General features: G+C 65.4%; 23 protein-coding genes. 14 read left to right on the top strand and 9 right to left on the bottom strand.

Annotated features, from left to right (window positions below):
* Positions 1 to 235 (top strand): integrase core domain-containing protein (locus EAH84_RS09965; RefSeq protein WP_140867210.1); only part of this gene is annotated, 235 nt, incomplete at its 5' end.
* A gap of 263 nt (positions 236 to 498) precedes the next feature.
* On the opposite strand, the gene EAH84_RS16620 is transcribed toward EAH84_RS09965, so the two are convergent.
* Positions 499 to 711 carry an HGGxSTG domain-containing protein gene (locus EAH84_RS16620; RefSeq protein WP_425326453.1) on the bottom strand — a complete coding sequence of 71 codons (213 nt, stop codon included), beginning with the start codon at positions 709 to 711 and terminating at the stop codon, positions 499 to 501.
* Between the two features lie 302 nt (positions 712 to 1,013).
* On the opposite strand from EAH84_RS16620, the gene EAH84_RS09960 reads away from it, so the two are divergent.
* On the top strand, positions 1,014 to 1,742 hold the full coding sequence (locus EAH84_RS09960; protein WP_170209855.1) for a Crp/Fnr family transcriptional regulator: 729 nt from the start codon (positions 1,014 to 1,016) through the stop codon (positions 1,740 to 1,742).
* A 1-nt stretch (position 1,743) separates the two neighbouring features.
* Positions 1,744 to 1,938: a hypothetical protein gene (locus tag EAH84_RS16095; protein WP_140871413.1), complete on the top strand. Its 195-nt coding sequence runs from the start codon at positions 1,744 to 1,746 to the stop codon at positions 1,936 to 1,938.
* Here EAH84_RS16095 and EAH84_RS09950 read toward each other — a convergent pair.
* From EAH84_RS09950 to EAH84_RS09930, 5 genes are all read right to left on the bottom strand, one after another.
* Positions 1,935 to 3,254, bottom strand: a complete 1,320-nt coding sequence (locus EAH84_RS09950) for a HAMP domain-containing sensor histidine kinase (protein ID WP_140871462.1) — start codon at positions 3,252 to 3,254, stop codon at positions 1,935 to 1,937. The genes EAH84_RS16095 and EAH84_RS09950 overlap by 4 nt on opposite strands.
* Before the next feature lie 57 nt (positions 3,255 to 3,311).
* Complete coding sequence (locus EAH84_RS09945; protein WP_140871459.1) at positions 3,312 to 4,031, bottom strand: response regulator; 720 nt, start codon at positions 4,029 to 4,031, stop codon at positions 3,312 to 3,314.
* 84 nt (positions 4,032 to 4,115) lie between these two features.
* Positions 4,116 to 4,664, bottom strand: coding sequence for a hypothetical protein (locus EAH84_RS09940; protein ID WP_161978374.1), 549 nt, complete (start codon positions 4,662 to 4,664; stop codon positions 4,116 to 4,118).
* A gap of 117 nt (positions 4,665 to 4,781) precedes the next feature.
* Entirely contained in the window at positions 4,782 to 5,555 is a 774-nt protein-coding gene (locus EAH84_RS09935) for a thioesterase family protein (protein WP_140871407.1), read from the bottom strand.
* Complete coding sequence (locus EAH84_RS09930) at positions 5,552 to 7,087, bottom strand: class I adenylate-forming enzyme family protein (RefSeq protein ID WP_140871404.1); 1,536 nt, start codon at positions 7,085 to 7,087, stop codon at positions 5,552 to 5,554. The genes EAH84_RS09935 and EAH84_RS09930 overlap by 4 nt, the downstream gene beginning before the upstream one ends.
* A gap of 73 nt (positions 7,088 to 7,160) precedes the next feature.
* On the opposite strand from EAH84_RS09930, the gene EAH84_RS09925 reads away from it, so the two are divergent.
* The 6 genes from EAH84_RS09925 (at position 7,161) to EAH84_RS09900 (ending at position 15,751) form a co-directional block, all read left to right on the top strand.
* A complete protein-coding gene (locus EAH84_RS09925; RefSeq protein WP_140871401.1) occupies positions 7,161 to 7,775 on the top strand; it encodes a glutathione S-transferase family protein in 615 nt (204 codons plus the stop codon).
* Positions 7,772 to 8,572, top strand: a complete 801-nt coding sequence (locus tag EAH84_RS09920) for an SDR family NAD(P)-dependent oxidoreductase (RefSeq protein WP_140871398.1) — start codon at positions 7,772 to 7,774, stop codon at positions 8,570 to 8,572. Before EAH84_RS09925 ends, EAH84_RS09920 begins: the two co-directional genes overlap by 4 nt.
* A gap of 133 nt (positions 8,573 to 8,705) precedes the next feature.
* Positions 8,706 to 9,929 carry an acyl-CoA dehydrogenase family protein gene (locus EAH84_RS09915; protein ID WP_140871395.1) on the top strand — a complete coding sequence of 408 codons (1,224 nt, stop codon included), beginning with the start codon at positions 8,706 to 8,708 and terminating at the stop codon, positions 9,927 to 9,929.
* Positions 9,930 to 10,006: 77 nt separating this feature from the next.
* Positions 10,007 to 11,074 carry an acyl-CoA dehydrogenase family protein gene (locus tag EAH84_RS09910; RefSeq protein ID WP_140871392.1) on the top strand — a complete coding sequence of 356 codons (1,068 nt, stop codon included), beginning with the start codon at positions 10,007 to 10,009 and terminating at the stop codon, positions 11,072 to 11,074.
* A 199-nt stretch (positions 11,075 to 11,273) separates the two neighbouring features.
* Positions 11,274 to 14,357 (top strand): TonB-dependent receptor plug domain-containing protein, encoded by a 3,084-nt coding sequence (locus EAH84_RS09905; RefSeq protein WP_140871389.1) that lies wholly within the window; start codon positions 11,274 to 11,276, stop codon positions 14,355 to 14,357.
* Positions 14,358 to 14,455: 98 nt separating this feature from the next.
* Positions 14,456 to 15,751, top strand: a complete 1,296-nt coding sequence (locus EAH84_RS09900; RefSeq protein WP_140871386.1) for a spinster family MFS transporter — start codon at positions 14,456 to 14,458, stop codon at positions 15,749 to 15,751.
* On the opposite strand, the gene EAH84_RS09895 is transcribed toward EAH84_RS09900, so the two are convergent.
* Together EAH84_RS09895 and EAH84_RS09890 are read right to left on the bottom strand one after the other, a co-directional pair.
* Positions 15,748 to 16,521 (bottom strand): hypothetical protein, encoded by a 774-nt coding sequence (locus EAH84_RS09895; RefSeq protein ID WP_140871384.1) that lies wholly within the window; start codon positions 16,519 to 16,521, stop codon positions 15,748 to 15,750. The two genes, EAH84_RS09900 and EAH84_RS09895, sit on opposite strands and share 4 nt — an antisense overlap.
* 39 nt (positions 16,522 to 16,560) lie before the next feature.
* Complete coding sequence (locus EAH84_RS09890; RefSeq protein WP_140871381.1) at positions 16,561 to 17,814, bottom strand: TetR/AcrR family transcriptional regulator; 1,254 nt, start codon at positions 17,812 to 17,814, stop codon at positions 16,561 to 16,563.
* Positions 17,815 to 17,969: 155 nt separating this feature from the next.
* Here EAH84_RS09890 and EAH84_RS09885 point away from each other — a divergent pair, with 155 nt between their 5' ends.
* The 5 genes from EAH84_RS09885 to EAH84_RS09865 all read left to right on the top strand — a co-directional run bounded on the left by EAH84_RS09885 (position 17,970) and on the right by EAH84_RS09865 (position 23,143).
* The gene (locus EAH84_RS09885) at positions 17,970 to 19,253 is read left to right on the top strand and encodes an acyl-CoA dehydrogenase family protein (protein ID WP_140871378.1); all 1,284 of its coding nucleotides are present in this window, start codon (positions 17,970 to 17,972) and stop codon (positions 19,251 to 19,253) included.
* A gap of 106 nt (positions 19,254 to 19,359) precedes the next feature.
* The gene (locus EAH84_RS09880) at positions 19,360 to 20,442 is read left to right on the top strand and encodes a Zn-dependent alcohol dehydrogenase (protein ID WP_140871375.1); all 1,083 of its coding nucleotides are present in this window, start codon (positions 19,360 to 19,362) and stop codon (positions 20,440 to 20,442) included.
* 10 nt (positions 20,443 to 20,452) lie between these two features.
* Complete coding sequence (locus tag EAH84_RS09875; protein ID WP_140871372.1) at positions 20,453 to 21,505, top strand: phosphotransferase family protein; 1,053 nt, start codon at positions 20,453 to 20,455, stop codon at positions 21,503 to 21,505.
* A gap of 46 nt (positions 21,506 to 21,551) precedes the next feature.
* Positions 21,552 to 22,316, top strand: coding sequence for an SDR family NAD(P)-dependent oxidoreductase (locus tag EAH84_RS09870; protein WP_140871370.1), 765 nt, complete (start codon positions 21,552 to 21,554; stop codon positions 22,314 to 22,316).
* Between the two features lie 14 nt (positions 22,317 to 22,330).
* The gene (locus EAH84_RS09865; protein ID WP_140871367.1) at positions 22,331 to 23,143 is read left to right on the top strand and encodes an SDR family NAD(P)-dependent oxidoreductase; all 813 of its coding nucleotides are present in this window, start codon (positions 22,331 to 22,333) and stop codon (positions 23,141 to 23,143) included.
* A gap of 9 nt (positions 23,144 to 23,152) precedes the next feature.
* Here EAH84_RS09865 and EAH84_RS09860 read toward each other — a convergent pair whose 3' ends face one another.
* On the bottom strand, positions 23,153 to 23,560 hold the full coding sequence (locus EAH84_RS09860; protein WP_140871364.1) for a BLUF domain-containing protein: 408 nt from the start codon (positions 23,558 to 23,560) through the stop codon (positions 23,153 to 23,155).
* Positions 23,561 to 23,626: the final 66 nt, after the last annotated feature.

The raw sequence follows: 23,626 nt of genomic DNA, 5'->3' as shown, positions 1-23,626 counted from the left end.
CGCCATCAGTATGGACGGCAAGGGCTGCTGGCGCGACAACGTGTTCGTTGAGCGCCTTTGGCGCTCGGTGAAATACGAGGAGGTATATCTGCACGCCTACGCATCGGTCCCCGAGGCCCGCGCCGGCATCGGCCGATACTTCGCATTTTATAATGGCATCCGGCCGCACTCAGCTCTTGGCGGCCGCACGCCCGACCAGATATACTTCGACCAGCCGCTTCTCGCAGCGGCATGATCAACCAGCGGCGATCCACTTATCCAAGCCGCGAGCCTGTGCAGACGACCGGAGCCACCTCTCACACCGTGCGTCCATCCAGCAGGAAGCTTATGTGGCGTAGCGTTTCAGTGACCGTCAACTGTGACGATGTCGCAACGGTTGACGTGTGACCGTATCGTCACGACTGGCGCAACCACCGTGCCGGTATCAAGACGGTCTCGCGCGCGTGCGCGATGGTGAGGGAAACTAGCGCGCGCGTAACTGCGACATTGGACGCTCGGCTATTCGGTCAGGGACCGCACCAGCGCCCGGATCATTGCCATCTCACCAGATCGCGCCCCGTGCTTCCACGCGTTCCTATTACCCATCGGTGCCCCGCTCGCCTTTCCCCTATGTAGCCTGCACCGCGCTCGCCCCTTCATCGCCGGGGATTGGCACGCCGTTCCCGCCCTTGTTTTGGCTAAGCAGCGTGGAGCCGCGTGCGCCTTGTTCATGGGGTTGAGTGGCGAAAGGTCCGTCCCGGACCCCCCGTGGTGGTGGAACTGCTCTGCGACAATGGCTTACCCTCTTTCGGCAACATAGACGTGGCGATGCTCGACGACCTGCTTGCCGCTGCTGCGTAGCTTGGTGAGTGCGTCGACCTGCGCCGTGAACGTGCGGTTGGCCTGGGGTGACGGTCCGTGATCGTTTCGCGGGCGGAACCAAGCCGGCACGAGGTTGTTGGGCTTATATGAGCGGGAATGTCGTTGCATCGCTGTCGGGCGGTCAGGGTGGCGCCGGAACAGCCGAGACCGACCTGATCACTTATCGGTTCCTGGCTGGCCGCGGGCGAGATCGCATGTCTCGAGCTGAATTGGTCACGCTGGATTCGGCCATGAGCAGGACTCGCACGGTGGACCCGCGCACGGCGATCGTTCGGCGCGGCGAATACATCAATGTCAGCACCTATCTGATCTCGGGCTACATCTGCCGATACATGGATGATCGCGAGGGCCACCGGCAGTTGGTCGCGCTCCATGTCCCGGGCGATTTCGTCGATCTTCATGCGTTTCCGATGAAGCGGCTCGATCATGATGTCGCCTCGTTGGGACCCGTCGAGATCGGCACCTACGAGCATGAGACGCTGGCGCGGATTGGCACGGACAGCCCGCATCTGACGCGCATGCTCTGGTACTCCACGTTGCTCGACGCCGCGATGCATCGCGAGTGGATATTCCGGCTGGGTCGGCTGGGGGCGGTGGGCCGCGTCGCGCATTTCTTCTGCGAAATCGACGCTCGTCTGGCGATGGTGGGGCTGTCCGAGGATCATCGGTTCACGCTCCCGCTGACGCAAGCGGACCTGGCGGAGGCCACCGGGCTCACCGGCGTCCACGTCAATCGCACGCTGCGGCGGTTGCGCGAGGATGGGTTGATGTCGTTTCGCCATGGGGCGGTGGAGATCGCCGACCCGGTGCGGCTGGCGCGGCTCGCCGAATTCGACCCCGATTATCTGTACGGTGACCCCCCCGCGGCACAGGAGCGCTGACGTGTCCGACCCTATCAAGCCGATCGTGCCCGAGACGATGCCGGGTGTCGCCGTCGCCGAATCCGGGACGGTGATGCTCGATGGTCCCGACGGCGTCGCGATCGCGATGACCAGCGACGCGGCGATCGAAACCGGGCGGCGGCTGATCGCGGCGGGGGAACAGGCGGCCCGACAGCGCGGACGGCGCGCCGATTAACCTGACTGGCGCGCGCGCGGGAGCGTGATCGTCGCGATCAGTCCGCCAGCGGGCGCGTTGGCGAGATGAACGTCGCCCCCGGCTTCCCGAACGATCGCGCGCGCGAGTGCCAGCCCGAGGCCGATTCCGCCGGTCTCTCGATTGCGCGATGTCTCCAGCCGGGTGAACGCGTCGAACACCGCCGCCATCTTGTCTTCGGGAATTCCCGGACCCCGATCGGTCACGCTGATTTCGATCCGGTCCGCGAACGACGTGACCTGTACCACCGCCGATTTGCCATATTTGATCGCGTTTTCGATCAGGTTGCGCACCGCGCGCCGCATGAGTGACGGGCGCAGCCGGATCGGCAATCGTTCGCCATCGACGAAGGTGACATCGGCATCGAGATCGCGGAAATCCTCGACCACCGCGTCGACCAGCGCGGCAAGGTCTGTCTCGATCAGCGCCTCGCTCGGGCGGCCCAGCCGGGCGAGCGACAGGATGTCGTCGAGCGTCCGGTTCATCTCCGCGATCGTGTCCGCCATCCGGGCGCGGTCGGTCTCGTCCTCCACCGATTCGATCCGGACGCGCAGCGCCGCGAGCGGAGTCCGGAGGTCGTGCCCGATCGCGCCGAGCATGCGGTCCTTTTCGTCGAGCATCGCGACGACGCGCAGCCGCAGCGCGTTGTATGCCGCGATCAGCCGGACGACGTCGTGCGGGCCGCTTTCAGAAACGGGCTCGCCGCCATCGCCCGGACCGAAGCGTTCGGCGGCCAGCGTCAATTCGGCGAGGGGTCGCGAGATGCGCCGCCCGATCCACAATACCGGGAGGAGCACGATGCCGTAGAGGATCAGCGTTTGGCCGATCAGCCGCCAGATCAGCGACAGGTCGCGGCGCGGCCATGGCGAGCGGACGACCAGCCAACCTTGCCCCGGCTGTTCGACCGCGATCAGCAGCTCGTCGGTCACCCGCGCGAACCGTTCCGCACGACGACCGCGCAGGCCACGAAACGGCCGGTGGCGCGGGTCCATCGGATGGACGCCGGCGGCGATCCGCCCGACCGCGACGCCGCTGTCAACGAGCCCCTCGCGCAGCGCCGCCTCGATCGACGGTTGCGCGCGCATCGCTGGCGTCACCGGGTTGACGGGGAGGCGGCGGACGCGGCCGCGGTCGGCCACCGGCCCGCGGCCCTGCGCGGTGCGCTCGATCGCGTCGATGACGCGGGTGATCGCGGGGCCGGTCACCTGTTCGAGCAGGAACGCGCGGCGTTCGCGGAGCAGCAGCCCGAAATTGATCGCCTGCGCGACGAACAGCGCGAGCGCGACGAGCAGCGCCATCTGTCCCGCGAGGCTGCGCGGCCAGAGCCTCACGGTACGACGCTCATGGGGCGAAGCTCACAAGCGCGTCACTTCGGCGGCCAGCGTATAGCCGCCGCCCCAGACGGTCTTGATGATATCGGGGTTGCGGACGTCGAGTTCGATCTTCTTGCGCAGGCGGCTGACCTGGTTGTCGATTGCGCGATCGAACGCCGCGGCCTCGCGTCCCTGGGTCAGGTCGAGCAGTTGATCGCGCGTCAGCACCTGGCGGGGCCTGGTCACCAGCGCGAGCAGCAAATTATACTCGCCGCTCGACAGCGGCACCGACACGCCGTCGCGATCGATCAGCGCGCGCTCGCCGGTCTTGAGGACCCAGCCCGCAAAGGCGTAGCTGCCGCTTTCGGGCGCATGCTGGCGCGCGCCGCCCGCGGTCAGGCGGCGCAGCACCACCTTGACGCGGGTGGCAAGTTCGCGCGGCGAAAACGGCTTCACGACATAATCGTCGGCGCCCATTTCGAGCCCGACGATCCGGTCGGTCTCCTCCGCTTTGGCGGTGAGCAAGATCACCGGAGTGTCGCTGGTCGCGGCGATGTGGCGGCACAGGCTGAGGCCGTCTTCGCCGGGCATCATGATGTCGACGATGGCGAGGTCGATCGCATAGGCGGCGAGCCGCGTCCGCGCGCTTTCGGCGTCGCCCGCCTGGGTGATGCGAAAACCCTGTTTGGTCAGATACTGCGCCAGCGGCTCGCGGATCGAACGCTCGTCGTCGACGAGCAGCAGGTGCGGCTGATCTCCCATGGCGTCTGGCTGTAGCATGGCGGGGCCTGGTGAGAAGAGGCGGGGGTGCCGGGCGGGGTAGGGGTATCCCGCCCGGCGTGGCGGTCACTGATTGTCGGTGGGTTGCGGCGGGGGCATGTCGCCGCCGCGCATCTTGTCGTGGCGAAGGTGGCGCATTTCCCTGAGGTTGGCGAGTTCGGTCTTGTCGAGCTTGCCGTCGTGGTTGGCGTCCATCCGGTCGAAGCGGGTGGCGGCGTGCGCCTCCGCCTCCGCTTTGGTCATGATGCCATCACCATCGCGATCGCGGTGACGACCCATGCCCCGCGTCGCGCCGTCGGGCAGGGTCATGCCGCGCGCCGCCATCCGTTCGCGCATCGCAGCGCGTCGCGCTGCCATCTCGTCGGCGGTGACCGTTCCATCATGGTTGGTGTCGAGCTTATCGAGGCGCGCATCGGCTGCGGCGATCGCCTCGGCGCGGGTGATGACGCCGTCGCGGTTGGTATCGGCGCGCATCATCATCGCGCCGCGATGGCCATGGCCGTGCTCGGCGGTATCGGCCTGGTTGGTCTGGTTGGTCTGGGTCGCCTGCGCGCTGCACGCCGTAGCGCCGAGCGCGGAGGCGGCAAGCGACAGGATCAAAATGGTCTTACGCATGGAAACAGTCTCCGTGACGGCAGGGGACATCCCGACCGGACGATGACGGTTATGACCGCGCGCTGTCGCCGATCTATGTCAGCCACGCACAGAAATGTCGCAACATGTCGCAGACGGTCAGGCGAAGATCGCGACGCTCTGAATCTGCTCCGCGATCGGCGTGCCATCGGTATTCCAGATCGCCATCGTCTGGCTGGAGCTGCCATCCTTGGCATAGTCGGTGGCGGCGCGCAGCAGCCACCAGCCGTCGGTCGTGACCGGCGCTGGGCCGAGCAGGTTGAGCTGCCACGTCATCGAGCTGACGGGGGCGGGGCCGCCAACGAGCTTCAGCGCGGCAGGGGGCAGGCAGTCGGCAATCGCGACCAGCTCGACCATCCGATCGAGCCCGTCGCGGTCGGACAGACGGACCCAGCGGAGCCATTCGGTCGGGCCGAGCTCGTCGCGTCGGTCGAGCAAGTCGAAATTGCGGGTGAAGGAGACGCCGGGGAAACCGTTATAGATCTTCGTGTCCGGGGCAGGCGGCGGAAAATCGGGTGCCGCGCCGACCTGATGATCGACCGCGGACGCCACCGCGCCCATGAAGACGAACGTCGCGCGCAGCCCGAGCCCTGCCTCGCTTGCGACATCGGCCTGGACCCAGGCGGCATTGCGCCCGCGCCGCAGCCGCGTCGCGCGGATCGTGACGTCGCCTGACAGCGGCCCGATGAACGCGACTTGCGCCGACCGCAGCGGGGGCAGATCCGCGTCGGAATGCTGCGCAGCATGAAGCGCGAGCGCGGTCGACAATCCGCCATAGGCCGTGCGCCCCTGAAGCCAGCCGTCGGGGATCGATCCGCGCCATCCGCCGTCGATCGGTTCGAGCGCATCGAGGGCGGCTTTGAGGCTGGTCATGCCACCATTCCTGCCAGCGAATCGCGCAGTTCGCGTTTGAGGATCTTGCCGATCGCGCTGCGCGGCATCTCGTCGATGCGGTGGAGCTGCGCCAGCCGCTGAGTCTTGCCCAGCCGCGCGTTGGCCCACGCCATGATCGCGCCGGCATCTTCATGTTCGAAGCCGGGGCGGACCACGTAGAAGCCGGCCGGGGTCTCGCCCCATGCTTCGCTCGGTACCCCCACGACCGCGCAATCGCCGACCGCCTCATGCCCTGCCAGGACCGATTCGAGATCGGTGGGGTAGATGTTGAACCCGCCCGAGATGATCAGATCCTTCTTGCGGTCCATCAGGATCAGGAAGCCATCGTCGTCGAACCGCCCGACGTCTCCATGACGGATATAGCGGTTGCCGTCGGCGTCGTGCCATTCGGCGTCACGGGTCGCCTCCGCGCGGCCATGATAGCCCGTCATCATCGTCGGTCCCCGCCCGACGACCTCGCCCATTTCGCCGGGTGTGACCTCGTTGCCATCGTCGTCGATCAGCCGCATCTCGTGCCCGGGCAACGGCACGCCGACGGTGTGGAGCTTGTCCGGGTGTTCGGTGGCGTTGAGCCCGGTCGACGCGCCGCCTTCGGTCATGCCGTAATATTCGATCAGCACGCCGGGCCAGCGCTTTAGCACATCCGCCTTGAGCGCCGCCGAAAACGGTGCGCTGGTGCTGGTCTTGAGGCGGAAGCTCGACAGGGCGAATGTGTCGAAATCGGCGAGTGCCATGATCCGTTGATATTGCACGGGGACGAGCATCGTGTGCGTCGCGCGATGGCGCTCTGCGAGCGCCAGATAGCGGTGCGCATCGAATTTCTTCATCAGCACCACGGTGCCGCCCCACCCCAAGGTCGGCAGGAAGCTGACTAGCGTCGTGTTCGAATAGAGCGGGGTTGCGATCATCGTCACCGCCTCGCCGAACCCCGCCGCGGCGTTGCGCGATATGTGCGACCAGCGCATCGCGTGGCTCTGGATGATTCCCTTGGGGGTGCCGGTGGTGCCCGAGCTGTAAATGATGTTGAAGCCGTCCGCGGGATCGATCGCGACCGCCGCCGGGGTCGCGCCTTCTGGGGCGATCCAGTCGGCGAAGGTCCGGTCGAATTCGACGATACGCGCCGCGATGTCCTGTCCGGCCAGCGCGGCGGCATTGGCGGCGTCGACGAACACGATCGGCGCGCCGCAATCCGCGATAATCGCGGCGATCGACGCGGGCGTCGCCGAGGGTGCGATCGGCGCGGCGACGCCCCCCGCGCGCAACGCCCCGAGAAAGACGATGGCATAGTCGATCGATGGCGCCGCGACGATGGCAATCGCCGCGCCGGGCGCGATTCCGTCGCGCTGTAGCGCCGCGGCGATACGGTCCATCGCGGCGTCGAGATCGGCATAGCTGATGCTACCGTCCTCGTCCGCAACCGCGGTTTTCGCGCCGAGGTCGCGGGCGTGGGTGGCGATCAGGTCGGGCAGGGTCGCGAAATCGCGCGCGAGCATATCGGTGGCGGTCGTCATGCCGACAGCGCTAGGCGAACGTCCCGGCGAATGCCATACGCAACATTCGAAAAACCAAAAGGCGGAGAGCCCGATGCTGTTCTACGATAGTGCGATGCCCGCACCCAATCCGCGCCGGGTGCGCATCTTCCTCGCCGAAAAAGGAATCCGCGTGCCGATGGCGCAGGTCTCGATCCCCGCGGGCGAGCACAAGGGCGATGCGTACCTCGCGGTCAATCCGCTGGGGCAGACTCCCGCGCTCGCGCTCGACGACCAGAGCGTGCTGACCGAAAGCGTCGCGATCTGTCGGTATTTCGAAGCGCTGCACCCCGATCCCCCGCTATTCGGGTTCGGCGCGCAGAATATCGCGGCGGTCGATATGTGGACCCGCCGGATCGAATTGCGGCTGATGACGCCACTCGCGATGGTGTGGGTCCACACCCATCCGTACACGGCGCGCGTCGTCGCGCATCAGTACAAGGATTTCGGCGAGAGCCAGCGCCCGCGTGTCGTCGCGGCGATGCGCGAATTCGATGCTGCGCTCGACCACCGCAACTGGCTGGATGGCGAACGCTACACCATCGCCGACATCGTGCTGCTGACGACGATCGACTTCGCCGCCTTCGTCGGCGTTCCGATGCCCGACGGCGCGCCGCACCTGAAGGCGTGGCATGATCGCGCCACCGCCCGTCCGAGCGCGCAGTCATGACCGTGGACCGGATGACCGGCGCGGTCGCCATCGTCACCGGCGGCGGCACCGGGATCGGCGCCGCGGTAGTGCGCAGGCTCGCCGCGCGGGGCGTGCATTGCGTGATCAACTACGCATCGAGCAAGGACGATGCCGAAGCGCTCGCCGCCGAGGTCGGACAGGGCGCGATCGCGGTACAGGCGGACATCGTCGAGGATTCGGCGTGCCGCGCGCTGGCGAAGACAGCGGCCGAGGCGTTCGGACGGATCGATTTCCTAGTCAACAATGCCGGGCGCACCAAATTCGCCAATCACGAGGATCTCGACGCGCTCGACGCCGAGGATTTCATCGACATCTATCGACTCAACACGATCGCGCCGTTCCAGATGATCCGTGGCTGCGCCGACGCATTGCGCGCGAGCGACATGGGCGCGGTCGTCAACGTCGCGAGCGTCGCGGGCGAATTCGGGATCGGATCGTCGGTCGCCTACGCCGTGTCGAAGGGTGCGCTCGCGACGATGACCAAGAGCCTCGCCCGGGTGCTGGCACCCGCGATCCGGGTCAATGCGGTCGCGCCGGGCTATGTCGGCACCGGCTGGTTCGAAAAGCGATTGGGAGAGGAAGGCTTCGCCAAGCTCAACGAGCGGATCGCGAGCCGGGTGCCGATGGGGTTCGCGACCAGCCCCGACGACATCGCGGCGCCGATCGAGATGCTGCTCGATCCGGTCAGTCGCGTGATCACGGGCGAGATTCTCGTGCTCGACGCGGGGTCGCACCTCGACGTCGGCATGTCGCGGCGACCGGGGCATGAGCACTAGCGGCCGGTCCCGTTCACCCACCAACCGATCCAGGCCAACCGGATCGCGAGCGGCCCTTTGCAGCGCGGCCGAATCGTGGCAAGGCTGGTAGCCATACCGGAAATTCAGATTCGAGATTGCAGGAGAACCCCCCATGGCGACCGCCGCCGAACTCGATGCGCCGACCAAACCGCTCGATACCTTCCGTCATGAAGCGCGTGATTGGATCGAGGCCAATTTTCCTCCCGCGCTGAAACATGCGGGCAACGCGATGGCGACGATCGAGGGCCCGGCCGACGAGAGCGCCGATGAAACTGCTTGGCGCACTGCGATGGGTAAAAAGGGATGGGGCGTCCCGACTTGGCCGCAGCAATATGGCGGCGGCGGATTGACCTCGGCGGAAGCGCGCGTGCTGAACGAGGAACTGGGCAGGGCCGGTGCGTTCAATCCGATCGGCGGGATGGGCGTGATGATGTTCGGCCCGACGCTGCTCGAATATGGCACCGATGCGCAGAAGCAGAAATATATCCCCGACATCGCGATGGGGAACGTGCGCTGGTGCCAGGGCTATTCGGAGCCCAATGCGGGGTCCGATCTCGCCAACATCCAGACTTTCGCCGAGGACAAGGGCGATCATTACCTCGTCAACGGTCAGAAGACGTGGACCAGCGGCGGGCAATGGGCGGACAAATGCTTCGCGCTGGTCCGCACCGACAAATCGCAGAAGCACGCCGGGATCAGTTTCCTGCTGATCGACGACATGCACGCCGAGGGGGTTGAGGTCAGGCCGATCAACCTCATCTCGGGCTTTTCGCCGTTCTGCGAGACGTTCTTCACCAATGTGAAAGTGCCCAAGGAAAATTTGGTCGGACAGGAGGGGCAGGGCTGGACGATCGGCACGCGTCTGCTCCAACACGAACGCAACAGCCTGTCGGGCGGCGGTGGCAGCGCCGCGCGGATGAACGCGGGCAACGGGATCACCGCGCTCGCCAAGCAATACCGCGGCGCCGATGAGCACGGTCGGATCAAGGATGCCGACCTGCGCAGCCGGATCATCCGTCACGAAATGGACCAGCGCGCGTTCGCGCTGACGCTGCGGCGCGCGGCGCTCGACGCCAAGTCGAACCAGGGGCCATCCGCCGCGACCTCGATCATGAAGAACGTCGGCGCGCGGATCACGCAGGATCGCGCCGAACTGGGGGTCGAGATCATGGGGATGAACGGGCTCGGCTGGGAAGGCGAGGGTTTCAGTTCCGAAGAGATCAACCAGACCCGGGTCTGGCTGTGGGGCAAGGCGGTGTCGATCTATGGCGGGTCGACCGAAATCCAGAACAACGTGATCGCCAAGCGCATCCTCGGGATGCTCGATCACCAATAGAGGTTGGAGAGAGGGAAGAGGCGGGGGCCGGCAGTGACGGACCCCCGCCCGCCTTTTTCGATGAGGAAACAAGATAGATGGCCGTCCTGAACGAAGAACAGACGATGCTCCGCGACATGGCGCGCGAATGGGCCGACAATGAATCGCCGGTCACCGCGTTCCGCAATATGCGCAACGCTGCGCCTGCCGAGGGTTATGACAGCGCGGCGTGGAGCGAGATCGGCCAGATGGGCTGGGGCGGGATCGTCGTGCCGGAAGCCTATGGCGGATCGGATTTCGGTTATCTGTCGCTCGGCCTCGTCGTCGAGCAGCTCGGGCGCAACCTTGCCGCCTCGCCGTTGGCGTCGGTCGGCCCCGCGGCAACCGCGATCGCGATGGGATCGTCGGACGCGGCGAAGAACGACTGGCTCGGCAAGATCGCGACCGGCGACGCGGTCGCGACGCTGGCGATCGACGAAGGTCCGGTCCACGATCCCGCCACGATTGCAACCGCGGTCGCCGATGGGAAGCTCAGCGGGACCAAGGAGTTTGTCGCCGAGGGCGACAGCGCCGACCTGTTCGTTGTTGCGGCTGCTGATGGGCTCTACCTCGTTGCAGGCGACGAGGGCGTCACCCGCCACAGCCGCACGATGGCCGACGCGCGCAGCCACGCGCAGATCGTGTTCGACCACGCGCCCGCGACGAGGCTGGGCGGGACTGACCTGACCCAGAAGATAGTTGACCGCGCGACCGCGGTGCTAGCTGCCGAGATGCTCGGCATGGCCGAACAGGCGTTCGCGGTGACCAACGATTACCTCAAGACCCGCGTTCAATTCGGGCAACCGCTGTCGACCTTCCAGGCGTTGCAACACCGCATGGCCAAGCAGTTCACGGAACTCGAACTGATGCGATCGGTCGTCGAGGCGGCGCTGGAGGCGATCGATGCCGGGCGGTCCGACATCGACCAGGCGGTCAGTCTCGCCAAGGCGGTCGGCGGGGAGACGCTGAAGCTCGTCAGCCGCGAGATGGTCCAGCTCCACGGCGGCATCGGGATGACCGATGAATATGACGCGGGCCTCTACCTCAAGCGCGCCGCGGTGCTCGAGGCGATGTGGGGGAACGCCGCCTATCATCGCGAGCGCTTCGCGCGGCTCAACGACTATTGAGCCTGCGGCCGACTGAGTCATTTTTCGAATGATCGTTTAGGACCGAAGCGTAATAAAATTACCTGCGGCCAATTCGCCACACCCACGTGTCCGTGGCGTTTTGCTACGGTTTTGTTGCTTGACTGCAACGCCCGCTCCGGCTCTATTCGAGCCAAGGGTACGGAATCGCACAGTGTTCCGGCCCAACAGGGAGAGGGTGATGTCCAAGCAACGCTATCTGGTCGCATGCGCGTTTTCGGTGCTGGCCTGCGGGATCGCGGCACCCGCCGCGGCGCAGGTCGGTGGCAACACGACCCCAACCCAAGCCGAACTGCCCGCCGACCAGGGGGATGTCATCACAACCCCGGCGGGCCCCGATATCATCGTGACCGGATCGCTGATCCGCGGATCGCGTGAGGACGGCGCCGCGCCGGTCGACGTCATCTCGGGCGACGAACTCGCCAAGCAGGGGGCGCCGTCGGTGGTCGACCTGCTCAAGAACCTGCCGACCTCCAACGGCGTCATCGGCGATGCCAACCAGTTCGACAGCCGCAGCCAGGGCAATGAGGGCGTCGCCTCGGTCAACCTGCGCGGGCTCGGGCCGCAGCGGACACTGGTGCTGCTTAACGGGCGGCGGATCGTGCCGATCGGCGGCGGCATTCCGATCGTCGACGTCAACCTGATCCCGACCGGTGCGATCGGCCGCGTCGAAGTGTTGAAGGATGGCGCGGCGGCGACCTATGGTTCCGATGCGATCGCGGGTGTCGTCAACTTCATCACGCGGACCGATCAGGAAGGCTTCATCGCCAGCGGCGATTATCGCTATATCCGCGGCTCCCAGGGCGATTACGGCGGCGCGGTCAGCTATGGCCATGTCGGCAACGGGTTCAGGATGCTCGCCTCATTCGGGTATCAGCATCGTTCCGAGCTGCGGACGACCGACCGCGATTTCGTGGTTCAGCCCTATGCCAACAACCCGCAGGGCGGGTATACCGGTGGCGGCAATCCGGGGAACTTTGGGTTCGGCGGCACCGGCAATTTCGTTCGCGATCTTGGGTGCACGGGGCTTGGCGGGTTCCGAAGCCTGCCAGGGTCGACTGCCGCTGGCCCAGGGACCGCGACCGTTGATCGGTGTTTCGACAATTATGGACAGTTCGGCAATCTGGTCGAACCCGAGGATCGCTACCAGGCGTATCTCGATTTCTCGGCGGACCTGACCGACAAGTTGAAGTTCACCGCGACCGCGCTGTACGGGCATAGTTCGACGCGAATCACGACATCGCCGACGTATTTGCCGACGCTGCCGCCATCCGCCAACGCCGCAAGCGGGGGCGCAGGGCTCTTCGTCATCCCGACCTATTCGCCCGCGCTCCGCGACTATTGCCAACTCTACGGTGCGGCATCCGGCTGCGTGCAGGCAAACGGCGTACCGCTCGCGCCCGCGATCGCCTTTCCGGTGCTGTTCCGGCCGGCGCTGCTGGGCGGCAACCCAGTGTTTGCGCAGGTTCCCGGCAACGATCGTGGATCGGCGTTTTCGAAGCGTGAATCCGATTCGATTCGGTTTACCGGCGAGCTTCGCTATGCGGTCACCAGTGGCATCGACCTGACCGCGAGCGGCACCTATTCGCAATATTATCGCGACAGCGAGGGGACCGATACGTTCGGTGATTTGCTCCAGAACGCGTTGGCGGGCTTTGGCGGGCCGAATTGCGCCTACGCCTCGACCGCGTCCCGCGCGGGGCTCAGCGCTGCACAGCTCGCCACGCTCGCTGGCACCAACGGCTGTACCTTCTTCAACCCGTTCTCGACCGCAGTTCCGGCCAACGGGGCCACTAAGGTGGCCAACCCAAATTACGCGGGGACCCGCAATCCTGCGGGTTTTAACCTCACCCCAGGGGCGGGGCTGATCAACGACATCGCTACAATCGACAATTTCTTCCAGACGCCGCGGGTGAGTTACGACACGAAACTCTACGTTGGCGAGCTGGTGCTGAGCGGCAAGACGGGAATCCGCCTGCCCGGCGGCGATCTCGCCTTTGCGATCGGCGCGCAATATCGACGGAACGATTATACGGTCGTATACAACGCGACGAGCAACCTTGCGCAGAACCCGTGCCCAGGTTCACCGCTCAATCCCAACGCGACGTGCGCGCCGCAGACGGGTGCGCTGGGTTTCCTGGGCACCAATCGCAACAATTCGGTATCCGGCGACGTCAAGGCGCTGTTCGGCGAGTTGCAGGTGCCGATCTTCGACGCGCTCAACCTACAGCTGTCGGCGCGGTATGAGGATTATGGCGGCAATGTCGGATCGACCTTCAACCCGCAGGCGCGTGCTCGATTCCAGGTGACGCCGTGGTTGGCGCTGCGCGGGGGCGCGGGTTCGACCTTCCGCGGGCCACCAGCGCAACAGCTGTCGGGGAACCTCACCGCGCTCCAGATCATCGGCTCGTCGTTCCGCGCGGTCGATATCAACGGCAACCCCAGCCTCCAACCCGAAAAGGCCGACACGTACAGTGGCGGCGTGATCGTCCAGACCGGCGGATTCTTCGCCAGCCTCGACTATTTCAAGTACAAGCTGAAGGGACCGATCGAGGGAGAACCGATCCAGGGTATCGTCAGTGCGTTGTTCGGCGCGTCGGGTTCCCAGAACTGCAACAATCCGGCTTACGCCGGGCTTGTTAGTCGCTTCACCTTCAGCGGCGGGGTGTGCAGCATTGGCGGCGTGCAGCGTTTGCGCACTAATGTGTTCAACAGCGCTGATGTCACGACCTCCGGGCTCGATCTGCAAGTCAGCCTGCGCGGCGATGTCGGGCCGGGGGCGATCACCGTCGGTGCCAATGGCACCTACGTCATCGATTACAAGACCAAGGACATCACGGTCGAAGGGATCGTCGTGCAACCCGCGTTCGATGCGGTCGGTCTTCTGAACTACCAGACCACCGCCTATCCGCTGCCCGAGATCAAGGGCAATTGGTATGCGCAGGCCGACTACGGGATCGCGAGCCTTCGCCTGCAGTTCAACTACATCGATGGCTATACCGACCAGCGCGGCGCGGCGATCTTCGGGCCGAACTTCGGTGCACTCGCCGGCGCATCGGTCACCGCGGGCAAGAACATCGACGCCTACAAGACGATGGACGCCACGTTCCGCCTGGCACTCAAGACCGGGACTACCCTGTCGATCTCCGCGCTCAACATCTTCGATCGTAATCCGCCGTTCGCGCGGCTCGACCAGAATTACGATCCGTTCACCGGATCGCCGCTGGGCTTCACGCTGAAGGGCGCACTCACCCAGAAATTCTGACGATCGACGCGGTGGTGCCAACAATTGGTTGACCGAGTCTGGCCCCGCTGCGAGGTTGCTCGCGGCGGGGCCTTTGTTTTCGAAAAGCGAGTATGGGTATGAATGGTATCGCCGACAGCCATCCCGAAATCGGCGAGACATTGGCGGCACGGCGCCGCACGCTCACTCTGTTGCTGCTGACGCTGGTGTATTTCTTCAGCTACATGGATCGCTACATTCTCGCGATCCTGCTCGAGCTGATTAAGGCGGATCTGCATCTGTCGGACGCGCAGCTCGGCATGCTGTCGGGGCTCGCATTCGCGGTTTTCTATGCCGGGCTCGGGATACCTGTCGCGCGGCTCGCGGATCGGACCAACCGCCGCAACATCATCGCGATCGCGCTCGCGATCTGGAGCGGAATGACCGCGTTGTGCGGTTTGGCGCAGAATTTCGTCCAGCTGCTCGCGTTCCGGATCGGGGTGGGGGTCGGCGAGGCGGGGTCGAGCCCGCCGAGCCATTCGATCATCGCCGATCTCTACCCGCCCGAAAAGCGCGCCAGCGCGATGGCGATCTACGCGACCGGGGTCGTGCTGGGGGGCGGGTTCGGCACGATGCTGGGCGGTACGATCGCGCACTATTTCGGCTGGCGCTGGGCGATGATCCTGGTCGGCATTCCGGGGATTATCCTCGCCGTCGTCGTTCGCCTGTTCGTCGTCGAGCCCAAGCGCGGTATGTCCGATGCGCAGATCGCCGCCGACCAGAGCCCGATGCCGGGTGCCTGGTCCGCGTTCGTCGGAATGTGGCGCAACCGGGCCGCGTTCCATCTGGTGATGGCCGTCACGATCACGTCGTTGATCGGCTATGCGCTGACCGCGTTCGGACCGAGCTATCTGCAGCGCTCGCTCGGCTTCTCGATTCAACGGGTCGCGTTGGTGGTGGCACCGATGGCGGCGATCATCGGGGGGTTTTCGGGTATTATGGGCGGGCGGCTCGCCGACTGGGTGTCGAAGCGCTACGGCCTTCATGCGCAAAGCTGGATGGTGGCGATCCTTAAATGCTGCGCGCTGCCGTTCACGCTGATCTTCTTCCTGACCGATTCGCCGACGGTCGCGATCGTCGCCTACGGGTTCCAGTATTTGTTCGCGTCGAGCTATCTCGGGCCGACCTTCGCGTTGATTCAGGGGCTGGCCCCGATCCGCGTGCGCGCGATGTGGGCGGCGGTCACCTTGTTGGTGATCAACCTGATCGGATTAGGGCTCGGCCCACTCGCGATCGGCGTCATCAGCGATGCGTTGCGTCCGTCGCTGGGCGCGGAATCGCTGCGGTGGGCGATGGTGCTGATGGCCGGGGTAACGCCCTGGGCGATCTTCCATTACTGGCGTGCGGGCGTGCTGCTCAAGCGTGCCGCAGCCTAGCCGCGGCGGCCACCCACCAAGGGGTCGCCGCTCCGGGTGAAGTCGAAGCGAATCTTGACCCAGGCGCCGATCACCGGTTTGCCCCCGATCCGCGGGGGCCGAATCCGGAACTGCCACGCCGCCTCGCGCAGCCCGCGCGAAATGCCCGAACCCAGCGGGCTTTCGCTGAGCGACCGGCAATTGTCGACGCGATTGTCGGGGATCGTCTTGCAGGCGATCATCCCCCAGCTGCCCTGTTCGATCGTGGCGGGCAGATAGGGCGCGGTCTGGCTGCGGGCCGGTTCGGTCAGCCATTCGGCGTTGTAGAGCCGCGCGCCGCCCGGGCCTTCGCCGGGGCCATAGGCCGATCCGCTATCCTTGCCGGCGCTGCTGCCGTCTCCTGCATCGGCGCCCGCACGATCCCCAGGGTGCGAGGGAAGCTTCGAAATATCGCCCGCTTCGAACAGTGAGAGCATGTGCGGCAGGACGATCGGCGGCGGTGGGGGTGGCGGGGTGCTGGCGGCGGGGGGCTGGACCGACGGCGCGGTCTTGCGCGGTGCACCGCCGCTGGCGCGCTTGACCGCTGGCTTCTTCGCGCCGCGTGGCTGCCGGGTTGGGGCGGGGATCACATCGAAGGTCGACAAGGGGTGGGCTTCGGGTCGGGTGAAATCGGGCAACGCCGGGCCGAGCCGCAACAATAGCAGCAGAATCAGGATATGCGCCGCGATCGTCAACGCCAGCGACAGTGCGCGTCGGCGGTCTGATCCAGACTGGTAGGACGCCGACCGCATTGTTGCGCCGCCTAGACCCCGGCGCGTCTCGCCGCAAGATCAGCCAAGCACGCGATCGTCGAACAGGCCGAACAACAGGGTCGAGGCGTACATCGCGATCGCGCGGTCACGTGGCATCGTGCTCGCCCATTTGCGCATGTCGAACGCCGCGTTCTGGAGCGCCATCAGCGCTTGCGCGGCGATCAGCGCATCGACCGGCCGGCACGATCCTTCGGCGATGCCATCCATGATCGTACCCGCGAACCGGCGCGCGATGCGGTTCGACCGATCGACCATCGCGGCGCGTTCACGGTGGGGTAGTCCGCTCAGCGCGGTCGTCCGCAGCAACGGCGCACGCTCCGCGAACTGGATCTCGAGCAGCGTCGCGATCGTGCTCGACAACCTGTGCCAATAGCTTGCCGCCGATTCGTCGGCGCGCTGTTGCGCTGCGGTGATCGTGTCGAAGCTGCGGCGATAACAGGCGAGGACCAGATCGTCCTTCGCGTCGAGATGGTGATAGAAGCTGCCCTTGGTCACGTTGAGCTCGGACGCGATCCGCTGAACGCTGGCGCCGCGATAGCCCAGTTCGTTGATCAGCCGCGTGGCCGCGAGCAAGAACGCCGACCGGCTCGGCTCGGTCTCTTCATGATCGAGATCGAGCATGGTCGGTGCCCAATTCGATCCGGTGGCGGCGATGCCGTGCGCGAACACGCCCATCAGCCGCGCCTCGCACCGCGCGTGCTGATCAGGTTCGTAGCGCTGGAGCCAGGCCGACATCCAGAACGTGTTTTCGAGGAGCACGTGCGCGCGCGCGCCGTACAGATCGGTGTGCGCGCGGGTCGGCGCGTCGCCCCACAAATTGCGGGTGCGGCGGAATACCTCGCGCCATCCACTCATCAACCGGGTGCGATTGGGCTCGACCGTGGCGCGAAGGTCCGACAGCACCGCCATCGCGCGTTCCTCGCCGCGCTCGACGCGCGCGAGCCGGGCGAAGTTCAGCGCGAGAAAGCGCGCGACGCGATCGTGCGGGGTCGGTGCTTCCATCGCGGCGTCGAGCATGACGAGCAGATAGTCGAGCGTGTGTTCGAACGCCGCGGCCGCGAGGTCTTCCTTGCGCTTGAAATAATAGGTGACGCTGGTGGTGTTCAGGCCGACGCGGCGCGCGACGTCAGCGAAGGTCATGCCCTTCGCGCTCTGTTCGTTGATCGCGTCCGCCGCAGCCGCCAGAATCGCGTCGCGCTTCGCGCGAAACCGCTTGGTACCAGCCCCGTCGTCGCGATCGGCCCCCTCGATCGCTGCCCCCGCATCGTTCATGCGCAAAGCTTAGCACTACTATTTCGAACAAACAGTGTTTTTTCACTAACCTCGATATGCGCCGGAAAAAGCCTCCATCTTGGATTGCGCAGCGCTTTACCGAAAAGTCGGTACGGTCTAGACCGGCCCCCGAAACGAGCACACGGAGACGCCCGATGGATTTTACGCTGAGCGACCGCGAGACCTATTTTCGGGACCGCGTCAGGACCTTCATCGATCAACAGATCCGTCCGCGGCAAGCCGAATATGACGACCAGCACCATGATGGCGAGCGCTGGAAAGTGCTGCAGGTGATCGAGGACGTCAAGGAAATCGCCAAGGCGCAGGGGCTGTGGAACTTCTTCATGCCGCCGCACTCCGGGCAGACCCATGTCGACGACAGTTTCGAGTTCGAAGGAACGCAGCTCACCAACCTCGAATATGCGTTGTGTGCGGAGGAGATGGGCAAGGTCGGCTGGGCGTCTGAATGCTTCAACTGCTCGGCGCCCGACACCGGCAACATGGAGGTGTTTCACCGCTACGGTACGCGCGAGCAAAAGGATCGGTGGCTGAAGCCATTGATGGAAGGCACGATTCGCTCCGCCTTCCTGATGACCGAACCCGCGGTCGCCTCGTCGGATGCGACCAACATCGAAACCCGCATGGTCCGCGACGGCGACGATTACGTGATAAACGGCACCAAATGGTGGTCGAGCGGCGTCGGCGATCCGCGCTGTGCGGTCGCGATTGTGATGGGCAAGACCAACCCCGATGCCAAGCGCCACGCGCAGCAGAGCCAGATCCTGGTGCCGATGGATGCGCCCGGGGTCACGATCAAACGAATGTTGAGCGTCTATGGCTATGACCACGCGCCGCACGGGCATGGCGAGGTCGAGCTCAAGAATGTTCGCGTCCCGGTCGAGAATGTATTGCTCGGCGAGGGCCGGGGCTTTGAGATCGCGCAGGGTCGCCTGGGGCCGGGACGCATCCACCATTGCATGCGCACGATCGGCGTCGCCGAGACTGCAATCGAGGCGATGGCCAAACGGCTGCTGAGCCGGGTCGCGTTCGGCAAGCGGATCGCCGAATTCTCGGTCTGGGAGGAGCGGATCGCGCGCGCACGGATCGATATCGAGATGACGCGGCTGCTGTGCCTGAAGGCGGCCAACATGATGGACCGTGCCGGCAACAAATCGGCGCAGCAGGAGATCGCGATGATCAAGGTCCAGGCGCCCAATATGGCGCTGTCGATCCTCGACGATGCGATTCAGGCGCATGGCGGGGGTGGCGTATCGGGTGATTTCGGCCTCGCGCACGCCTGGGCCGCGATGCGCACGCTGCGCTTTGCGGACGGCCCCGACGAGGTCCACAATCGCGCAATCGCGCGCAATGAGTTCGGGAAGTACGCCGACTACAAGGCCGATACCGCGTCCAGCGGGGATGTCGGCGTGTCGCGCTGAACCTCTACCCGTCACCCCGGACTCGATCCGGGGTCCATCTCTCCACCATCACCAAGCCGCGTGATGGACCCCGGACCGAGCCCGGGGTGACGAAAGAAGCGATTACATGAAGGCCGCCGTCCTTTTCGAAGCCAAGACGCCCCTCAGCATCGAGGATGTCACCATCGACAAGCCCCGTGCGCACGAGGTGTTGATCCGCACCGTTGCCTGCGGAGTGTGCCGCAGCGATCTCCACTTCGTCGATGGCGCCTATCCGCACCCGCTGCCGGGAATCCCGGGGCATGAGGCGGCGGGCGTCGTCGAGGCGGTGGGCGACGAGGTCCGCAGCGTCAAGGTCGGCGACCATGTAGTCACGTGCCTCAGCGCATTTTGCGGCCATTGCGAATTCTGCGTCACCGGTCACATGTCGCTGTGTCTCGGCGCCGATACCAAGCGCCCCAAGGGCGCGCCGCCGCGATTGATGCTCGGCGACACGCCGATCGCGCAGATGCTCAACCTGAGCGCCTACGCGGAGATGATGCTCGTCCACGAGCACGCCTGCGTCGCGATCGATCGCGAGATGCCGATGGACCGCGCCGCGCTGCTCGGTTGCGCGGTGACGACGGGGGCAGGGGCGATCTTCAACGCCGCCGCGGTGGTGCCGGGCGAAACGGTGTGCGTGGTCGGTTGCGGCGGAATCGGGTTGGCCGCGATCAATGCGGCGAAAATTGCGGGGGCGGGGAAAATCATCGCGCTCGATCCGGTCGCGGAGAAGCGCGCGGTCGCCGAAAAGCTGGGAGCGACGCACAGCATCGACGCGCTGAGCGACACGGCAGCCGATCAGGTCGTCGAGATTTCGAAGGGCGGCGTCCATCACGCGATCGAGGCGGTCGGGCGCCCGCAATCCGCCGCGACCGCGGTCAAGGTGCTGCGCCGTGGCGGCACTGCGACGATCCTGGGGATGATGCCGCTGGGCGAAAAGGTCGGGCTGTCGGCGCTCGATCTGCTCGCCGACAAGAAGGTCCAGGGAGCGCTGATGGGGCGCAACCATTTCCCGGTGGATATCCCAAGGTTGGTCGATTTCTATCAGCGTGGATTGCTCGATCTCGACACGATCATCGCCGACCGGATGCCGCTCGAGCGGATCAACGACGCGTTCGACGAGCTGCGGCAGGGCGATACCACCCGCAGCGTCATCACCTTCAACTGAGGAGGCGCGCATGACCGGCGAGATCAAGACCATCGCGGCCGAGGGCAAGGACAAGCTCGACGAGGTGAAGCTGACCGCGTGGATGGAGGCGAACGTCGCGGGGTTCGAAGGCCCGCTGACCCACGCCAAGTTCGCGGGCGGGCAATCGAACCCCACATTCCGGATCGACAGCCCGTCGGGTCCGTACGTGCTGCGCCGCAAGCCGTTCGGGCCGCTGCTGCCGTCCGCGCATGCGGTCGATCGCGAATATCGGCTGATCGACGGACTGTATCCGACCGGCTTTCCCGTCGCGAAACCCTATGGCCTGTGTCTCGACGAAAGCGTCCTCGGCGCGATCTTCTACGTCATGGGGTTCGCCGATGGGCGCAACCTGTGGGACGGGACGCTGCCCGATTACGATCCCGCGACGCGAACCGGCATCTACAACGCGATGTGCGACACGCTCGCCGCGTTGCACAATGTCGATTACACCGCCGCGGGGCTCGGCGCTTATGGCAAGCCCGGCAATTATTTCGAACGCCAGGTCGCGCGCTGGACCAAGCAATATCGCGCGAGCGAAACCGAGCATATGCCCGCGGTCGAGAAGCTAATCGAGTTTCTGCCGCGCACGATCCCCGACCAGACCCGCACGTCGATCGTCCATGGCGACTACCGGATCGACAACATGATCTTTCACCCCAGCGAACCGCGCGTGATCGCGGTGCTCGACTGGGAGTTGTCGACGCTGGGCGATCCGCTCGCCGATTTCAGTTATTTTTTGATGAGTTGGGTGACCCAGCCGGAGGGGCGATCGGGCGTGCTCGGCATTGCGGGGGGCGATAGCGGCATTCCGACGATCGAGGACATGACGCAACGTTATTGCTCTGCGACCGGGCGCGATGGGGTGCCCGATCTGAACTGGTTCTTCGCGTACAATCTGTTTCGGCTCACCGGGATCGTTCAGGGAATCAAGAAGCGCATCGTCGAGGGGACGGCGTCGAGCGCCAACGCCGAGAAGTCCGCGGCGGGCGTGTACCGGCTGGCCGAGGCGAGCTGGGAGTTCGCACAGAAGGCCGGGGCTTAAATTCCCCTCCCGCTTGCGGGAGGGGAGCACGATAGGAGGAATTGACGTGTCGCTATTCGATCTGACCGGAAAAATCGTCGTCATCACCGGATCATCGCGCGGGATCGGTAAGGCGTCCGCGTTCGAGTGTGCCGAGCATGGCGCGAAGGTGGTGATCTCGAGCCGCAAGCAGGATGCGTGCGATGCGGTGGCCGCCGAGATCAACGATAAATATGGCGATGGCACCGCGATCGCGGTCGCGGCCAACATCTCCGACAAGGCCGGACTCCAGAACCTTGTCGATGAGACCCGCAAGGCCTTCGGCCAGATCGACGTGCTCGTCTGCAACGCCGCGTCGAACCCCTATTACGGGCCGCAGGCGGGGATCACCGACGATCAGTTCCGCAAGGTGCTCGACAACAACATCGTCTCCAACCACTGGCTGATCGCGATGGTCGCGCCCGAGATGTGCGCGCGCCGATCGGGATCGATCGTGATCGTGTCGTCGATCGGCGGCTTGCGCGGTACCCCGGTCATCGGCGCCTATGCGATCTCGAAAGCCGCCGACATGCAGCTCGCGCGCAATCTCGCGCATGAATTCGGTCCCGATAATGTCCGCGTCAACTGCATCGCGCCGGGCCTCATCAAGACCGATTTCGCACAGGCCTTGTGGGAGGATGAAAAGGCGCTCACCCGCCGCAACGCAACCACGCCGCTGCGCCGCATCGGCGAACCGGACGAGATCGCGGGTGCGGTCGTCTATCTCGCGTCGCAGGCCAGCAGTTTCATGACCGGGCAGACACTGGTCGTCGACGGCGGCGTCACGATCTGATCACAGGAGAAGTTATGCGGTTCGAGAACAAATCGATCATCGTTACCGGCGCAGGATCGGGGATCGGGCGCGCCGCGGCGCTGCAGTTCGCCAGCGAGGGCGGCAGCGTGATCTGCGCCGACAAGACCGAAGGGGCCGACCAGACCGCGCGGATGATCGCGGACGCGGGCGGCACCGCCAAGGCGATCCGGATCGACGCGGGTAACGAAGACGATGTCATTAAGACCGTCGCACTGGCGTGTGCCGAATTCGGCGGGCTCGATGTGATGTTTGCCAATGCGGGCATTTCGGGGGGCATGGCCAATATCTTCGACACCGATGTGTCGCTCATCACCGAAGTGCTGCGCGTGAATTTGATCGGGCCGTACCTCGCGATCAAGCATGCTGCGCCGAAAATTGCAGAGAGAGCCGCCCAGAACCAGACGGGAGGCGCGATCGTCCTCACCGCCAGCGTCGCGGGGATCCGCTCGGGGGCGGGGTCGCCGGCCTATTCGGCGTCGAAGGCCGGCGTCATCAACCTCGCCAAGACCGCTGCGCAGCAATTGGCGGGCAGCAACGTGCGCGTCAACGCGATTTGCCCCGGGCTGACCGAGACCGGGATGACCAAGCCGACCTTCGATTATGCGCGGGAGGCGGGGAAGATCGACCGGGTCGGGCGGCTCAATCCGCTGCGGCGCGGGGCGCAGCCGGAGGAACTCGCGAAGGTGGCGCTGTTCCTCGCCTCCGACGACGCCAGCTACGTCAATGGCCAGGCGATCGCGGTCGATGGCGGGCTATCGTCGAGCCACCCGGTCACCAAGCAGGAATATGGTCGGACAGCGGTATGACGAGCGGTCCTATGCGGCGGCGTGGAGTTCCGCGAAGCCAGTGAAATAGGCGCGCAGCGACGGATCTTCGATCGGGGCGATCAACGCCGCGAGCACGTTGGCGATCGAGGTGCCGGGAAGCACGTCACCACCTGCCTGATGGCCCATCGACCAGTTCGGAAACGCGCGCTCGGTGATCGGTCCGCTTGCCAGGGTCGCGATCCCGATATGGCGCGGATCGAGCCGGATGCGCTCGACGACCGTCCTGACCGCTTCTTCTTCGCCCTCGAGCGCTTGGAGGAATCGTTTGCCACCCGCGACGAGCAGGCCCGTGACCCCGACCGCCGCGTTGTTGCGCCGCGAGACGCTTAGGATAGCGCCGAGTTGGGTGGTCGTGATGATCTGACGGGCAGTGCTGATGTAGAGCAGGCGGTACACGGTTGGTCTCCGAAGGCCGATGCGCCGGGCGTATCCGACAAGCGCGAACATCCGGTAAACGCGTGC

Origin of the sequence: Sphingomonas oligophenolica (genome assembly GCF_006438955.1) — a bacterium.
Taxonomy (GTDB): domain Bacteria; phylum Pseudomonadota; class Alphaproteobacteria; order Sphingomonadales; family Sphingomonadaceae; genus Sphingomonas; species Sphingomonas oligophenolica_A.
The sequence above is the reverse complement of the archived record's forward strand: the minus strand, read 5'-3'. Positions and strand labels throughout refer to the sequence as shown.